Origin of the sequence: Citrobacter sp. 50677481, from assembly GCF_001463265.1 — a bacterium.
Taxonomy (GTDB): Bacteria; Pseudomonadota; Gammaproteobacteria; order Enterobacterales; family Enterobacteriaceae; genus Citrobacter_A; species Citrobacter_A sedlakii.
Genome location: NZ_LNHZ01000079.1, coordinates 47544 through 63111, shown reverse-complemented (window position 1 = coordinate 63111; position 15568 = coordinate 47544). Strand labels below are relative to the sequence as shown.

16 protein-coding genes are annotated in these 15568 nt (G+C 50.2%); all 16 read left to right on the top strand.

Annotated features, from left to right (window positions below):
* Positions 1-51 precede the first annotated feature (51 nt).
* On the top strand, positions 52-3024 hold the full coding sequence (mobH, locus tag APU02_RS24200; RefSeq protein WP_001326173.1) for a MobH family relaxase: 2973 nt from the start codon (positions 52-54) through the stop codon (positions 3022-3024).
* Entirely contained in the window at positions 3021-4886 is a 1866-nt protein-coding gene (gene traD, locus APU02_RS24195; protein ID WP_000178857.1) for a conjugative transfer system coupling protein TraD, read from the top strand. Before mobH ends, traD begins: the two co-directional genes overlap by 4 nt.
* 49 nt (positions 4887-4935) lie before the next feature.
* Positions 4936-5481, top strand: a complete 546-nt coding sequence (locus tag APU02_RS24190) for a hypothetical protein (protein WP_000228720.1) — start codon at positions 4936-4938, stop codon at positions 5479-5481.
* A complete protein-coding gene (locus tag APU02_RS24185) occupies positions 5438-6067 on the top strand; it encodes a DUF4400 domain-containing protein (protein WP_000743449.1) in 630 nt (209 codons plus the stop codon). The genes APU02_RS24190 and APU02_RS24185 overlap by 44 nt, the downstream gene beginning before the upstream one ends.
* 9 nt (positions 6068-6076) lie before the next feature.
* The gene (locus APU02_RS24180; protein ID WP_000122507.1) at positions 6077-6523 is read left to right on the top strand and encodes a hypothetical protein; all 447 of its coding nucleotides are present in this window, start codon (positions 6077-6079) and stop codon (positions 6521-6523) included.
* Between the two features lie 9 nt (positions 6524-6532).
* Positions 6533-6910 carry a hypothetical protein gene (locus APU02_RS24175; RefSeq protein WP_000869297.1) on the top strand — a complete coding sequence of 126 codons (378 nt, stop codon included), beginning with the start codon at positions 6533-6535 and terminating at the stop codon, positions 6908-6910.
* Positions 6910-7572 carry a hypothetical protein gene (locus tag APU02_RS24170; RefSeq protein ID WP_001231464.1) on the top strand — a complete coding sequence of 221 codons (663 nt, stop codon included), beginning with the start codon at positions 6910-6912 and terminating at the stop codon, positions 7570-7572. The genes APU02_RS24175 and APU02_RS24170 overlap by 1 nt, the downstream gene beginning before the upstream one ends.
* 335 nt (positions 7573-7907) lie before the next feature.
* Positions 7908-8273, top strand: a complete 366-nt coding sequence (locus tag APU02_RS24165; RefSeq protein WP_001052530.1) for a hypothetical protein — start codon at positions 7908-7910, stop codon at positions 8271-8273.
* A 144-nt stretch (positions 8274-8417) separates the two neighbouring features.
* Complete coding sequence (traL, locus tag APU02_RS24160; RefSeq protein ID WP_000805625.1) at positions 8418-8699, top strand: type IV conjugative transfer system protein TraL; 282 nt, start codon at positions 8418-8420, stop codon at positions 8697-8699.
* Positions 8696-9322 (top strand): TraE/TraK family type IV conjugative transfer system protein, encoded by a 627-nt coding sequence (locus APU02_RS24155; protein WP_001049717.1) that lies wholly within the window; start codon positions 8696-8698, stop codon positions 9320-9322. The genes traL and APU02_RS24155 overlap by 4 nt, the downstream gene beginning before the upstream one ends.
* Complete coding sequence (locus tag APU02_RS24150) at positions 9306-10223, top strand: type-F conjugative transfer system secretin TraK (RefSeq protein WP_000794249.1); 918 nt, start codon at positions 9306-9308, stop codon at positions 10221-10223. Before APU02_RS24155 ends, APU02_RS24150 begins: the two co-directional genes overlap by 17 nt.
* On the top strand, positions 10223-11536 hold the full coding sequence (locus APU02_RS24145) for a TraB/VirB10 family protein (RefSeq protein WP_024131605.1): 1314 nt from the start codon (positions 10223-10225) through the stop codon (positions 11534-11536). Before APU02_RS24150 ends, APU02_RS24145 begins: the two co-directional genes overlap by 1 nt.
* Positions 11533-12111 carry a type IV conjugative transfer system lipoprotein TraV gene (gene traV / locus APU02_RS24140; protein WP_000793435.1) on the top strand — a complete coding sequence of 193 codons (579 nt, stop codon included), beginning with the start codon at positions 11533-11535 and terminating at the stop codon, positions 12109-12111. The genes APU02_RS24145 and traV overlap by 4 nt, the downstream gene beginning before the upstream one ends.
* Before the next feature lie 3 nt (positions 12112-12114).
* On the top strand, positions 12115-12507 hold the full coding sequence (traA, locus tag APU02_RS24135; RefSeq protein ID WP_000479535.1) for a TraA family conjugative transfer protein: 393 nt from the start codon (positions 12115-12117) through the stop codon (positions 12505-12507).
* 284 nt (positions 12508-12791) lie between these two features.
* Positions 12792-14054: an IS1380-like element ISEcp1 family transposase gene (locus APU02_RS24130; RefSeq protein WP_000608644.1), complete on the top strand. Its 1263-nt coding sequence runs from the start codon at positions 12792-12794 to the stop codon at positions 14052-14054.
* Between the two features lie 323 nt (positions 14055-14377).
* Positions 14378-15523, top strand: a complete 1146-nt coding sequence (locus tag APU02_RS24125) for a class C beta-lactamase CMY-4 (RefSeq protein ID WP_015056382.1) — start codon at positions 14378-14380, stop codon at positions 15521-15523.
* Positions 15524-15568: the final 45 nt, after the last annotated feature.

Genomic DNA, 15568 nt, shown 5'->3' with positions numbered 1-15568 from the left:
TTTTGAGAGCATGTAGCGACGAGAAATACGATAGGAATATGGTCAACCTACATGCTGAAAGCCCTTAACAAGTTATTTGGTGGGCGAAGTGGAGTGATCGAGACCGCGCCGAGCGTCAGAGTGTTGCCGCTTAAAGACGTGGAAGATGAAGAAATCCCTCGATACCCACCTTTTGCCAAGGGCCTGCCAGTGGCCCCACTAGACAAGATACTGGCAACCCAAGCTGAACTGATTGAGAAAGTGCGGAACTCTCTCGGTTTCACTGTGGACGACTTCAACCGGCTTGTTTTGCCGGTGATCCAGCGGTATGCCGCGTTTGTTCACCTGTTGCCAGCTTCCGAATCACACCACCACCGTGGCGCTGGTGGTCTGTTCCGACATGGGCTTGAAGTGGCCTTCTGGGCAGCTCAGGCATCTGAGTCAGTTATCTTTTCCATCGAGGGGACGCCTCGTGAACGCCGTGACAATGAGCCGCGTTGGAGACTGGCGAGCTGTTTCTCCGGGCTGCTGCATGATGTGGGTAAACCGCTCTCGGATGTGTCCATTACGGACAAAGACGGGTCAATCACATGGAACCCGTATTCGGAGTCACTTCATGACTGGGCACACCGTCACGAAATCGACCGTTACTTTATCCGGTGGCGCGACAAGCGACACAAAAGACATGAGCAATTCTCGCTGCTGGCGGTGGATCGAATTATTCCGGCTGAGACTCGGGAGTTTCTGTCCAAGTCTGGCCCGTCCATCATGGAAGCGATGCTGGAAGCTATCTCAGGAACCAGCGTCAATCAGCCTGTGACCAAGCTGATGCTTCGCGCTGACCAAGAGAGCGTCTCACGGGACCTTCGCCAGAGTCGTCTCGATGTGGACGAGTTCTCCTATGGTGTGCCTGTCGAGCGGTACGTGTTCGATGCCATCCGCCGCCTGGTTAAAACCGGAAAATGGAAGGTCAATGAGCCAGGCGCGAAAGTCTGGCACCTCAACCAAGGTGTATTCATTGCCTGGAAACAGCTTGGGGACCTTTATGACTTGATCAGCCACGACAAGATCCCCGGTATTCCACGAGACCCTGACACACTGGCCGACATTCTCATCGAACGTGGTTTTGCTGTACCAAACACGGTGCAGGAGAAGGGTGAACGTGCGTACTACCGCTACTGGGAAGTTTTGCCTGAGATGCTCCAGGAGGCGGCGGGATCGGTGAAGATCTTGATGCTCCGACTCGAATCAAACGACCTGGTGTTTACGACTGAGCCTCCTGCGGCTGTTGCTGCGGAAGTTGTTGGTGATGTTGAGGACGCTGAGATTGAGTTCGTTGATCCTGAGGAAGTCGATGACGACCAAGAGGAAGATGTGTCAGCTCTGAACGATGACATGTTGGCCGCAGAGCAGGAAGCAGAGAAAGCTCTAGCTGGTCTTGGCTTTGGTGATGCGATGGAGATGCTGAAAAGCACCTCAGATGCTGTCGAGGAGAAACCAGAGCAAAAAGATGCTGGATCAACGGAATCATCTAAGCCTGACGCTGGCAAGAAGGGTAAGCCGCAGAGCAAACCGGGCAAAGCAAAACCGAAGAGTGATACAGAGAAACAACCCCACAAACCAGAGGCAAAAGAGGATTTGTCCCCTCAGGACATTGCCAAAAACGCACCACCTTTGGCAAACGACAATCCGTTACAAGCACTCAAGGATGTTGGGGGTGGACTGGGGGACATCGACTTTCCGTTTGACGCATTCAGCGCATCGGCAGAGACAGCCAGCACTGACGCAACAAACTCAGAAATCCCAGATGTGGCAATGCCCGGAAAGCAAGAGAAGCAGCCAAAACAGGACTTCGTTCCACAAGAACAAAACTCCCTGCAGGGCGATGACTTTCCAATGTTCGGTAGTTCTGATGAACCGCCATCATGGGCGATTGAGCCGCTCCCTATGCTGACTGACGCACCAGAACAAACAACACCAGCGCCAGCAATGCCACCTACGGACAAACCTAATCTGCATGAGAAAGACGCAAAGACCTTACTCGTTGAGATGTTAGCCGGGTACGGAGAAGCATCGGCGTTGCTTGAACAAGCGATCATGCCTGTTTTGGAAGGTAAAACGACGCTGGGCGAAGTCCTATGCCTGATGAAGGGTCAAGCCGTCATTTTGTACCCGGATGGCGCTCGGTCGCTGGGTGCGCCGTCAGAGGTTCTCTCGAAGCTGTCCCACGCCAACGCGATTGTTCCAGACCCGATTATGCCAGGTCGCAAAGTTCGTGATTTCAGCGGAGTGAAGGCAATTGTACTGGCGGAGCAGCTTTCAGATGCAGTCGTAGCGGCCATTAAGGATGCCGAGGCGTCAATGGGGGGATACCAGGATGCCTTTGAGCTCGTCTCTCCCCCTGGCTTGGATGCAAGCAAGAATAAGTCTGCACCGAAACAACAAAGCCGAAAAAAGGCGCAGCAGCAGAAGCCTGAGGTTAACGCCGGTAAACCCTCGCCTGAACAAAAGGCGAAAGGTAAGGACTCCCAGCCACAGCAGAAGGAGAAGAAGGTCGATGTTACTTCTCCGGTTGAAGAGCCGCAGCGCCAGCCGGTCCAAGAAAAACAGAACGTGGCTCGCCTTCCTAAGCGGGAGGTTCAACCAGTGGCTCCTGAGCCCAAAGTTGAGCGTGAGAAGGAATTGGGACACGTCGAGGTGCGAGAAAGGGAAGAGCCAGAGGTTAGGGAGTTTGAGCCGCCTAAGGCGAAAACAAACCCGAAAGACATCAACGCGGAAGATTTCTTGCCGTCTGGTGTTACGCCTCAGAAAGCACTCCAGATGCTCAAGGACATGATCCAAAAACGCTCGGGCAGATGGCTCGTGACACCTGTCCTGGAAGAGGATGGCTGCTTAGTAACCAGTGACAAAGCCTTCGACATGATTGCCGGTGAAAACATCGGCATCAGCAAACACATCCTCTGCGGGATGCTGAGCCGGGCACAGAGACGGCCTTTGCTCAAGAAACGTCAGGGAAAACTGTATTTAGAGGTAAATGAAACATGACAATGAGTTATGACCCGCTCGCCTACGAGATGCCGTGGCGGCCCAACTATGAAAAAAATGCTGTAGCAGGCTGGCTTGCCGCCTCCGGCGCGGCTTTGGCCGTAGAGCAAGTCAGCACGATGCCTCCGGAGCCCTTCTATTGGATGACGGGGATCTGTGGCGTGATGGCGATGGCTCGTTTGCCAAAGGCTATCAAACTTCACCTGCTCCAAAAGCATTTGAAGGGGCGTGATCTGGAGTTTATTTCTATTGCGGAGCTCCAAAAGTACATCAAGGACACGCCGGACGATATGTGGCTTGGTAGTGGGTTCCTGTGGGAAAACCGCCATGCCCAGCGCGTGTTTGAGATCCTGAAACGCGACTGGACTTCCATCGTAGGGAGAGAGTCCACGGTCAAAAAGGTTGTCCGGAAGATACAGGGTAAGAAAAAGGAGCTGCCAATCGGCCAGCCCTGGATTCACGGGGTAGAACCCAAAGAAGAGAAGCTGATGCAGCCACTCAAGCACACTGAGGGGCATTCGCTGATCGTTGGGACCACCGGCTCGGGCAAGACCCGTATGTTCGACATCCTGATTTCACAGGCCATTCTGCGTGGGGAAGCCGTGATCATCATAGACCCGAAAGGGGATAAGGAGATGCGGGACAATGCACGACGTGCCTGTGAAGCTATGGGGCAGCCGGAAAGATTCGTCTCATTTCATCCAGCATTCCCGGAAGAGTCGGTGCGTATCGACCCTCTGCGTAACTTCACCCGCGTGACTGAAATTGCAAGTCGTTTGGCAGCGTTGATCCCGTCCGAAGCAGGGGCCGACCCGTTCAAATCATTTGGATGGCAGGCACTGAACAACATCGCTCAGGGCTTGGTCATCACTCATGATCGTCCCAACCTGACAAAGCTCCGCCGATTCCTTGAAGGTGGCGCTGCTGGCTTGGTCATCAAGGCCGTTCAGGCTTACTCAGAGCGAGTTATGCCCGACTGGGAGGCAGAAGCAGCGGCTTATTTGGAGAAAGTCAAAAACGGTTCGCGTGAGAAGATCGCTTTCGCGTTGATGAAGTTCTACTACGACATCATCCAACCTGAGCACCCAAACTCTGATCTGGAAGGCTTGCTGTCGATGTTCCAGCACGACCAAACCCACTTCTCCAAGATGGTGGCGAACCTCCTGCCGATCATGAATATGCTGACGTCCGGGGAGCTAGGCCCTCTGCTGTCTCCAGACTCATCTGATCTGAGCGACGAACGCCAGATCACTGATTCCGCAAAAATCATCAACAACGCTCAAGTTGCTTATCTGGGGCTCGACTCCCTGACCGACAACATGGTTGGTAGTGCTATGGGGTCCATCTTCCTGTCAGACCTGACAGCGGTTGCCGGTGACAGATACAACTACGGCGTCAACAACAGACCCGTAAATATCTTTGTTGATGAGGCTGCTGAGGTGATCAACGACCCGTTCATCCAGCTCCTGAACAAAGGTCGCGGTGCGAAACTTCGTCTTTTCGTTGCAACTCAGACTTTTGCTGACTTCGCAGCTCGACTGGGTAGCAAAGACAAAGCGCTCCAAGTGTTGGGGAACATCAACAACACGTTTGCTCTGCGTATCGTCGATGGTGAAACACAGGAGTATATCGCAGATAACTTGCCGAAGACCCGGCTCAAGTACGTCATGCGGACTCAAGGCCAGAACTCGGATGGCAAGGAGCCCATTATGCACGGAGGCAACCAAGGCGAGCGTTTGATGGAGGAGGAAGCTGATCTGTTCCCAGCCCAGTTATTGGGAATGCTTCCGAACCTGGAATACATAGCCAAAATTTCAGGCGGAACAATCGTAAAAGGCCGTCTGCCCATATTGACCCAGTAAGAGCAGAGCTATGTGTGACAAGAAGTATAGAAATTACGAGGTAGCCATCATGGTCGATGTGAACCCTTTCGACAGGGTTATGAATGAATTGAAAAGTCGTGGCCGCAAGAACGCTCACATCCTGAGCATCCTCCAATTCGACTGGCCTGCATCGGAGGCCATCATCGAGAAGCTGAGCTGCTACATCACAGACGGGATTAAGGCTAATCAGGAGCCTGTGATTTACCCGATCATTGAAGAAGCTCTGCATCGCTACAGCCAGCTCGTGTTTCATGAGCAGAGAGAGAAATATGAAGACCCGGCCAGAATTGGGGCATTTCTGGAAACCCTGATCACCGAAACCTGCCGGGCGTTGGAAGTGCAAATTGTCGATAGTGGCGGTGATTCATGGTCTGTCGATTCAGGAGAGTCGTTCTCACTGTGGCTTTCTTCCCATCCAGGAGAACTATCCATTAACCCGCAGCCCCATGAGGATGAGACCTCTTTGCGTGGCTTGCTGTATGAGCTCATCACCTGTGAGAGCGTGAAAACTGTTTTAAGGAGAACCGACTATGAAGAAGCCGTGGTTGCTGGTCGCATGGCTGCTGGTTATTGAGTTGCTGGCAATATTGCTGCTGATCCCTGGCGACTGGACAGACAGAGCCATCAAAAGGGAATCCGAGCTGGTGGAACAGAGTCTTGGTGTCGAAGCAAGAGACTGGATACAGAACAAAGCATCTACCTGGTTCAGGTCGAGCGTTATTGATTCAGGATTCTATGAGGGGATGTACCAAACGCTGATCCCATCAGAAGAGGAGCGCCAGAAGTCCAAGGGGATGCAGGACATGGGCAAGGGCTGGTTTGTGTGGGTCAAAGGCCGCATGGAAGCCTTTGTCAACGTCATTTACCAGTTCTACACAAGGTTGGCACTGTTAGCCGCGTGGGCTCCCTATATGCTGATCCTGTTCGTACCTGCGGTATATGACGGGATGATGACATGGCGAATTAAGCGGACCAACTTCGATTATGCGAGTCCGGTTCTCCATCGTTACAGCGTTCGCGGAACGATGTACCTGATGGCCGGATTGTTCATCGCGTTCTTCATCCCCATAGCGCTCGATCCGGTTGTCATCCCGATGACAATGATGACGTGCTGTGTCCTGGTTGGCCTGACGTTCGGCAACCTCCAGAAACGGGTATAGGGAGGGAGGATGAGCTACTCCGTTATAAATCAAGATGGGGTGCATCTGTGCGACATCCCATTGAACGTCTACCAGGTGATACGTCGCCAATCCTTGTCTGCGTTGTGGCTTTACTGGGCGCAGAGCTTGAATTTGGTGAAGGTGCTCATTGCTTGCGTCGGAAAGATGATCTTTGTGATGCCGGTAATGTGGTTCTGGGTGCTGGTGGTGTGCCGCTTGGTTGAACCAGAACGTATCTCAGACGTGTCAGGACTTATCTCTCCGGACGTGATCGGGTGGGCCGCTGGTGCGGCCATCACCCTCATTATCTTTTCCGTATTTACACGCCCAGCGTTGTACGGATACCACAACTTTTTCAAGCAGCATATTTGCTCAAGAGTAAAGCAAGTAACGCCGGAACTCAGAACAGTCACTGGGCCACTGTTCTTTTACCGAAACGAAATTGGAACGATATAGAGAGGAACCATGAAAGTAACTAATAGACTCCAACTGCTGGCACTGGGGCTGTGTATAGCCGGTACTGCCATCGCGGCTCCTGATGTGCTCAATGACGACGCAAAGCTCAAGAACCTTGAGAAGGTGTGTCCCGACTGTCAGATGGTGGCAAAAGATGTACTCAATCTGCGGGTTGAAAACTGCCAGCTCAAAGACACTTCCAGTGCAATGATGATTGGCACCATGCAAAATGACCCTATGTTTTCGTTTATGCTGGCTGTACACACAGCGGCAGGCTCGGAGGCATACAAAACGGTAGTTGGTGCCGCTGGCAACCATGTTGACTGTGAAAACCCGTTGAACTGGATCAAGCTGACCCAGCAAGCGATTAAAGGTGGCAAAGTCTAATGCGTAAGAGAGATTTCTTTTTTGGAGAGGTGTATGAGGGGAGTGGAGGAGCCACTCTACGACTGAGTGATATGGAACCATTGGCAAGAAAAGTGTCGGCAGAGTTCTTCACTGCACAACTGAACCGTATACTGAAAGAGCATGACGGTCAGTTGACGCTCAGCGATGGAACGTCGTACCCCAGCTTTTGGAGCTTCATCGACAAGGTTGATCCAGAGCAGGTTGGTTTCGTGGAGATCTACGCTCGGCAGGATGTTAACGATAATGTTGAAGCGACACTGGCGTGTGACATCGTTTTGGTAAATGGTGTGATCACCGTTAAACCTCACTGGTGTGCTTACAAAGACATCAGGGCTGACGAAGTGATTTCCACCTTACTGGTGCCTTTGCATTTGAAGGCTCTCCAGGGTAAGGCTTACATTCGCTGGGATGATGGTGAAACCGAACCTCTGTTACAAAACGACGACTATCAGGCTGAACTTGAAAATGTGTTTAGTGTTTCCAAGTACCCATCAGCCATGAGCTGGGGCGATACAGCAGACCAGAAGGTTAAGCAGTACAAGATGGACCTTGAGTGCGCCACAGATGTTGGTCGTCGAGGTGTCTCATCAGAGCAAGCATGGGATGCTTATCGAGAACTCCGTTACAATAGAACAGTGTGAAACAAGCGGCCATCGGCCGCTTTGAACTTTCACATGTGAAAGTTTTTCGCCTCCCGCTCTTATCATCTCCTCGAATAAACCTCCATAAAGTGCCCAAAATGGGCCGTAACAGCACTGTTCCTAGATTGATCAATTAAGAGACGATTACTCCGTGATGACGACAAGTTATTTGGAGGGTCTATGTCCGCACAAGCTCACGTCAGAGAAAGCGAAAGCTCATCTGGTTCATTCATCTCCTGGCAGTTCCTTGTCTGGCAGGTGATGTTCGTTATAGGTGTTGTTGCAGGGATGAACCTGGAACACGCATTCAATTTTCTAGGTTAATGGGAGGAAGTGTGAACCTTAATAAACAATTTTTCTGGTTTTTGATGAACGCGGTGCTGATGTGCATCTTCATCGTTCCAGTGGCCGTCGCGTTTTGGCTGTCTGCTTTTGCGGCAGGTTTTGACTGGAGTCAGTGGGTTAAGTTGGCTGCTGATACGGCCAACAGAGCTGCAAGTGACCCGGCCAAGGCTCTGGGCACGGTTCAGACCTACTGGGGCATTCTCAGCTTCTTCCTGCTGGCGGCGTACAGTCTGATGTTCAAGTTTAAAGCCAATGCTAACAAGGAAGTGAAAACTCTGGAGGTGGCCCGACCAGCCAATGAAGTTAGCGTTGCGGCTTCGGAAAAACATTCGGAAGCGGTTCCTCAAAATCAATAACCGATCCAGTAAACGCAAAAAAGGCGGCTTAGGCCGCCTTTTTTTATTTGTCGCTGGAAGTGCCCGAAAAGGGCGCGAAGCCGTGGCAGAAAATCAGTGACCCTGAATGAGAATACAGGCCACTAGGAAAAGAAGAGGGTTGCTATGAAGCCTGTAAAGATACCGCGCCGGGTCGATGAGCCCCCGCATCTGCTGTTGTGGAGCGCAGATGAGTTGGCCCCGATGCTTTTGGGGCTAACGATAGGGGTCATCATCGGTAAGGCTCTGATCTGCTTTCTGGGGGGGTTACTTGTAACCAACCTTTATCGCCGATTCAGGGATAACCATCCGGATGGATACCTGCTCCACATGATCTACTGGGCCGGGTTCATCATGACCAAGGCCAAATCTCTCAAGAACCCGTTTGTCCGGAGGTATTTGCCTTGAACCTGAAAAAGTATCTCAAGACCTGGGAAGGGACCCAAACAGAAAATAAGTGGGGGCGAATCTTCCAGGGTGGTCTTATTGCTATCGTTTTCCTGCTGGTGGTCCAAGTATTCAGCAAGGAAACCATCGTCACTATCCAGCCTTTCACGCTCACGGAAGAAGCCTGGGTGACGAAAAGTAACGCCTCTCAGTCCTATAAAGAGGCTTGGGGTTTCGCTTTTGCTCAGCTCCTTGGCAATGTGACGCCAGGAACCGTTGACTTTGTGAAAGAACGGATCACCCCGCTTCTCTCCCCGAGCATCTATCAGGACGTGATTGATGCCATCGAAATTCAAGCTCAACAGATCAAGAACGACCGCGTAACCATGCGGTTTGAGCCGCGTTTTGTTGAGTACGAGCCCAAGAGCGACAAGGTGTTTGTCTACGGATATTCCTACGTCAAAGGGGCTTCTTCTAACGAAGAGCGTAGCGAACGCTCCTACGAGTTCGCCATCAAGATTTCAAACTACGCGCCCGTGCTGGACTACATCGACACCTATGTAGGAAAGCCACGCACCAAAACTGTTTTGGAGCAACTCCAGCGCAAAGAAGAAAACCGGAGAAAGCATGAAGAACAACGCTAAACTTTCGCTCCTGGCGCTGTCCTTGGCGCTTGGAACTTCAATGGCCTATGCCTCGGATGACATTCCTGTTGTCCCGGCCAGTGTTATGAAAAAGGATGTTCCTGCCCCTGTGACGTCAGGACAAAGCTCCCATGAGGTTGTGGGCAGCATGAATGAAAACCCCTTACTGACGATGAAGCCGGGGGTTAACCAGATCATCCCGATAGCCGTTGGTCATCCGAACCGAATCGTCACGCCTTTCAGCAATCCTGAGATCGTTTCAACATCTCTGACCGGGGCGACGGATAACGGCCAGTGTGGTGAGGTCTGCATCAAAGAGAATGTGGTCTATGTCGCCACGGATAAGCAGTATCCGGTGACTATGTTCATTACTGAAAAAGGCTCGGAAGCCCAAGCTCTCAGCCTGACGATGGTTCCCCGTCGTATTCCGCCCAGAGAAGTCTTTCTCAAGCTCGATGGTGGTGTAGGTATCACTGGTGCTTTTGCCAATACCAAGGCTGAGACCTGGGAACAGAGCCAGCCTTATGTCGAAACCATCCGGTCGGTATTCCGCAAGATTGCTCTTGGTGAAGTCCCTCAAGGTTACACGTTGAACCGCATCCCTGCTGGTGCTGCGGTGCCGAGCTGCGCTCATCCTGGGGTAAAGGTGGATTTCAGCAAGGGGCAATACATGATGGGCCACCACCTTAACGTGTTCATCGGTGTCGCCCTGAACGTCTCTGATCAGCCTATTGAGTTCAAAGAGGCGTTGTGTGGGAGCTGGGATGTGGCTGCGGTGACTACGTGGCCGCTTAACGTGCTTGAGCCCGGCCAGAAGACGGAGATCTATGTGGCGAAGAAGCAGAAGCGTGGTCTCGCACCAACGTCTAAGCGTCCATCGCTGCTGGGAGGTGCCCAATGATTAAGCGATTTTGGACACAGTTAGACCCCAACAAGAAGCGTTGGGTGTCTATCGCTGGCGGCGTCTTCGTTCTTTTTGCGGTCGTGACAATGTTCTCTGGTGAACCCAAGAAAGAAGAGAAGCGCGGTCGCCAAGAAACCATCAAGCACGTTCTCACAGACAAAAACACCCGTGAGATCGGGATAGATTCGTTGTCTGCCGATGTGAAGATGGTGTCTCGTGAAAACTCCGACCTGAAAAAGGAGCTGGAACGAGTCAAGAAAGAGCTGGAGGAAACCAAAACCACTGCCGGGAAATCCAGTGATGTTGGCCGTGAGATGACCCGCCTTCGTCAAGATTTGGACCGCCTGACCCAGAAGAACATGGAATTGGCTAAGAAAGTCGAAACCGGCGCTGCTGGTGGAAAAACATCCTCTTCATCAGAGGATGCCAGAGCCGATGTTAATGGTGCATCTGGTGGTGATGGTCAGTTCATGGAGAAAAAGCTCGACTACAAAGATCCTGCATCCTTTTTTCGGGACGCACCGCTTCCTGACTCGAAGGGTGGGGCTCCTGCAACTGGCAAGGGAGACGGTCGTGATGCAACTAAACCAGGCATCCAAATAGTGAGCTACTCGCAGAAAGCGCCAGAAGTTGAAGAGAAGGACAACAAGGATGATGAGTCTATCTACCTACCTTCTGGCTCCATCCTGACAGGGGTGCTCATCAACGGTATGGACGCACCAACATCTCAAGGTGCTCGTCGAGATCCGTTCCCTTCGACCCTCAGGATTCAGAAAGAGGCTATTTTGCCTAACCGCTTCCGTGCGGATGTTCGTGAGTGCTTCCTGATTGTTTCAGGCTATGGAGATCTCAGTTCAGAGCGAGCGTACCTGCGTGGCGAGACCTTCTCGTGCGTTCGGGATGATGGGGGTGTCATAGAAGCGAAGCTGGATTCCTATGCAGTGGGTGAAGACGGTAAGGCCGGTGTCCGTGGTCGCGTCGTATCGAAGCAGGGGCAAATCATCGCCAAGAGCTTGATGGCAGGCTTCCTTGGTGGCGTTTCCGAAGCCTTTGACGTCAATCCTGTGCCGGTCGTTAGCACTAACCCTGGCTCAAATACCCAGTACCAGTCTGTGTTCTCCGACCAGATGTTGCAGGGAGCAGCAGTGAAGGGGGCCAGTAAGGCGCTAGATCGCATCGCTCAGTTCTATATCGACATGGCCGAAGGCATCTTCCCTGTTATCGAGGTCGATGCTGGCCGTCAGGTAGACATCATCGTGACCAAAGGAACCAAGCTACAAATTCGTTCCACCGGGGGAACCAAGAAATGAAAAATTTGAACATTTTGACCAGAAAGGGCAGTTCCAGAGGCGAGGCTCAAAAGGAACAGGCAGTAAGATCCGCAAAGATGTTGGGGGTGGGTGCAGCGCTACTTATTTTGTCGGGCTGTTCGACGTTCAACATCGGCAAGGATGAGTATAGCTGTCCGGGAATGCCGAATGGTGTTCAGTGTATGTCAGCGCGAGACGTTTACGCCGCAACCAATGACGGAAATGTCCCGCGTCCAATGAAACCAGAGGAAGTCGAGGCCAAAGCGGAAGCGGATGGCGAAGGTTCCTCAAACGTTTCAGCGAACTCATCTAGCTCCGGAGACCCGGTGATTGACAACTATGTCGCACCGCGTCTTCCGGATCGCCCGATTCCAATTCGTACACCAGCACAGGTTATGCGGATTTGGGTAGCTCCCTGGGAGGACACCAATGGTGATCTCATCGTGACAGGGTATGTCTATACCGAAATCGAACCGCGCAGGTGGGTGATTGGGGATGGCACACCGCAAAGTGAGCCAGTTTTGAGACCGCTGCAAACGGTACAACACGAACCGAAGTCTGAAACAACCAAATAGGAGATGTTCTTGATGAACGCAAATCAGTTGGCGAATGCCTCAAGTAAAAACAACGCACTCTTCCTCTTCCTGGGGTTGATGGTGGTAGCCTTCCTGCTCGTGCCGGATCAGGCCCACGCTGGTACTGGTGGTACAGCGTTTGACGACGTATGGGTAACTCTCAAGGATTGGACCCAAGGTACTTTGGGTCGAATCGTTGCGGGTGCGATGATCCTGGTCGGTGTTGTTGGTGGTATCGCTCGCCAGAGCCTCATGGCTTTCGCTATGGGTATCGGTGGCGGTATGGGCCTGTACAACTCCCCGACCGTAGTGGAATCCATCATGTCTGCTACTCTGGAACATGCAGAGAAGGTCATCCCGGCTGTTGTGCAACTCAGCAATGGCCTGGGGGTGTAAAAGACACCTTGCCGTTAATCAACGGGTGATAGGGGCAGCCTAAAAGCTGCCCTTATTTTTTGGCAAAAAGTCCAGTCATAACAAATTCCAACTATTTCCCTAGATTCTACGTCAGTACTTCAAAAAGCATAATCAAAGCCTTGATAAATATGCATTCCTTCGAAATTCAGCTTTCACCCATTGGGTGAAAGAAAAGTGCTCAAAAATATGTTAAATTATCAGCTTTTATGACTCGATATATGGTAAAATAATAGTAAGAAAAGTAGTAAAAAGGGGTTCTAATTATGATTAATAAAATTGATTTCAAAGCTAAGAATCTAACATCAAATGCAGGTCTTTTTCTGCTCCTTGAGAATGCAAAAAGCAATGGGATTTTTGATTTTATTGAAAATGACCTCGTATTTGATAATGACTCAACAAATAAAATCAAGATGAATCATATAAAGACCATGCTCTGCGGTCACTTCATTGGCATTGATAAGTTAGAACGTCTAAAGCTACTTCAAAATGATCCCCTCGTCAACGAGTTTGATATTTCCGTAAAAGAACCTGAAACAGTGTCACGGTTTCTAGGAAACTTCAACTTCAAGACAACCCAAATGTTTAGAGACATTAATTTTAAAGTCTTTAAAAAACTGCTCACTAAAAGTAAATTGACATCCATTACGATTGATATTGATAGTAGTGTAATTAACGTAGAAGGTCATCAAGAAGGTGCGTCAAAAGGATATAATCCTAAGAAACTGGGAAACCGATGCTACAATATCCAATTTGCATTTTGCGACGAATTAAAAGCATATGTTACCGGATTTGTAAGAAGTGGCAATACTTACACTGCAAACGGTGCTGCGGAAATGATCAAAGAAATTGTTGCTAACATCAAATCAGACGATTTAGAAATTTTATTTCGAATGGATAGTGGCTACTTTGATGAAAAAATTATCGAAACGATAGAATCTCTTGGATGCAAATATTTAATTAAAGCCAAAAGTTATTCTACACTCACCTCACAAGCAACGAATTCATCAATTGTATTCGTTAAAGGAGAAGAAGGTAGAGAAACTACAGAACTGTATACAAAATTAGTTAAATGGGAAAAAGACAGAAGATTTGTCGTATCTCGCGTACTGAAACCAGAAAAAGAAAGAGCACAATTATCACTTTTAGAAGGTTCCGAATACGACTACTTTTTCTTTGTAACAAATACTACCTTGCTTTCTGAAAAAGTAGTTATATACTATGAAAAGCGTGGTAATGCTGAAAACTATATCAAAGAAGCCAAATACGACATGGCGGTGGGTCATCTCTTGCTAAAGTCATTTTGGGCGAATGAAGCCGTGTTTCAAATGATGATGCTTTCATATAACCTATTTTTGTTGTTCAAGTTTGATTCCTTGGACTCTTCAGAATACAGACAGCAAATAAAGACCTTTCGTTTGAAGTATGTATTTCTTGCAGCAAAAATAATCAAAACCGCAAGATATGTAATCATGAAGTTGTCGGAAAACTATCCGTACAAGGGAGTGTATGAAAAATGTCTGGTATAATAAGAATATCATCAATAAAATTGAGTGTTGCTCTGTGGATAACTTGCAGAGTTTATTAAGTATCATTGCAGCAAAGATGAAATCAATGATTTATCAAAAATGATTGAAAGGTGGTTGTAAATAATGTTACAATGTGTGAGAAGCAGTCTAAATTCTTCGTGAAATAGTGATTTTTGAAGCTAATAAAAAACACACGTGGAATTTAGGAAAAACTTATATCTGCTGCTAAATTTAACCGTTTGTCAACACGGTGCAAATCAAACACACTGATTGCGTCTGACGGGCCCGGACACCTTTTTGCTTTTAATTACGGAACTGATTTCATGATGAAAAAATCGTTATGCTGCGCTCTGCTGCTGACAGCCTCTTTCTCCACATTTGCTGCCGCAAAAACAGAACAACAGATTGCCGATATCGTTAATCGCACCATCACCCCGTTGATGCAGGAGCAGGCTATTCCGGGTATGGCCGTTGCCGTTATCTACCAGGGAAAACCCTATTATTTCACCTGGGGTAAAGCCGATATCGCCAATAACCACCCAGTCACGCAGCAAACGCTGTTTGAGCTAGGATCGGTTAGTAAGACGTTTAACGGCGTGTTGGGCGGCGATGCTATCGCCCGCGGCGAAATTAAGCTCAGCGATCCGGTCACGAAATACTGGCCAGAACTGACAGGCAAACAGTGGCAGGGTATCCGCCTGCTGCACTTAGCCACCTATACGGCAGGCGGCCTACCGCTGCAGATCCCCGATGACGTTAGGGATAAAGCCGCATTACTGCATTTTTATCAAAACTGGCAGCCGCAATGGACTCCGGGCGCTAAGCGACTTTACGCTAACTCCAGCATTGGTCTGTTTGGCGCGCTGGCGGTGAAACCCTCAGGAATGAGTTACGAAGAGGCAATGACCAGACGCGTCCTGCAACCATTAAAACTGGCGCATACCTGGATTACGGTTCCGCAGAACGAACAAAAAGATTATGCCAGGGGCTATCGCGAAGGGAAGCCCGTACACGTTTCTCCGGGACAACTTGACGCCGAAGCCTATGGCGTGAAATCCAGCGTTATTGATATGGCCCGCTGGGTTCAGGCCAACATGGATGCCAGCCACGTTCAGGAGAAAACGCTCCAGCAGGGCATTGCGCTTGCGCAGTCTCGCTACTGGCGTATTGGCGATATGTACCAGGGATTAGGCTGGGAGATGCTGAACTGGCCGCTGAAAGCTGATTCGATCATCAACGGCAGCGACAGCAAAGTGGCATTGGCAGCGCTTCCCGCCGTTGAGGTAAACCCGCCCGCCCCCGCAGTGAAAGCCTCATGGGTGCATAAAACGGGCTCCACTGGTGGATTTGGCAGCTACGTAGCCTTCGTTCCAGAAAAAAACCTTGGCATCGTGATGCTGGCAAACAAAAGCTATCCTAACCCTGTCCGTGTCGAGGCGGCCTGGCGCATTCTTGAAAAGCTGCAATAACTGACGATGAGGCCCAGGATATTGGGCCTCCTTTCTTTCTCTTTT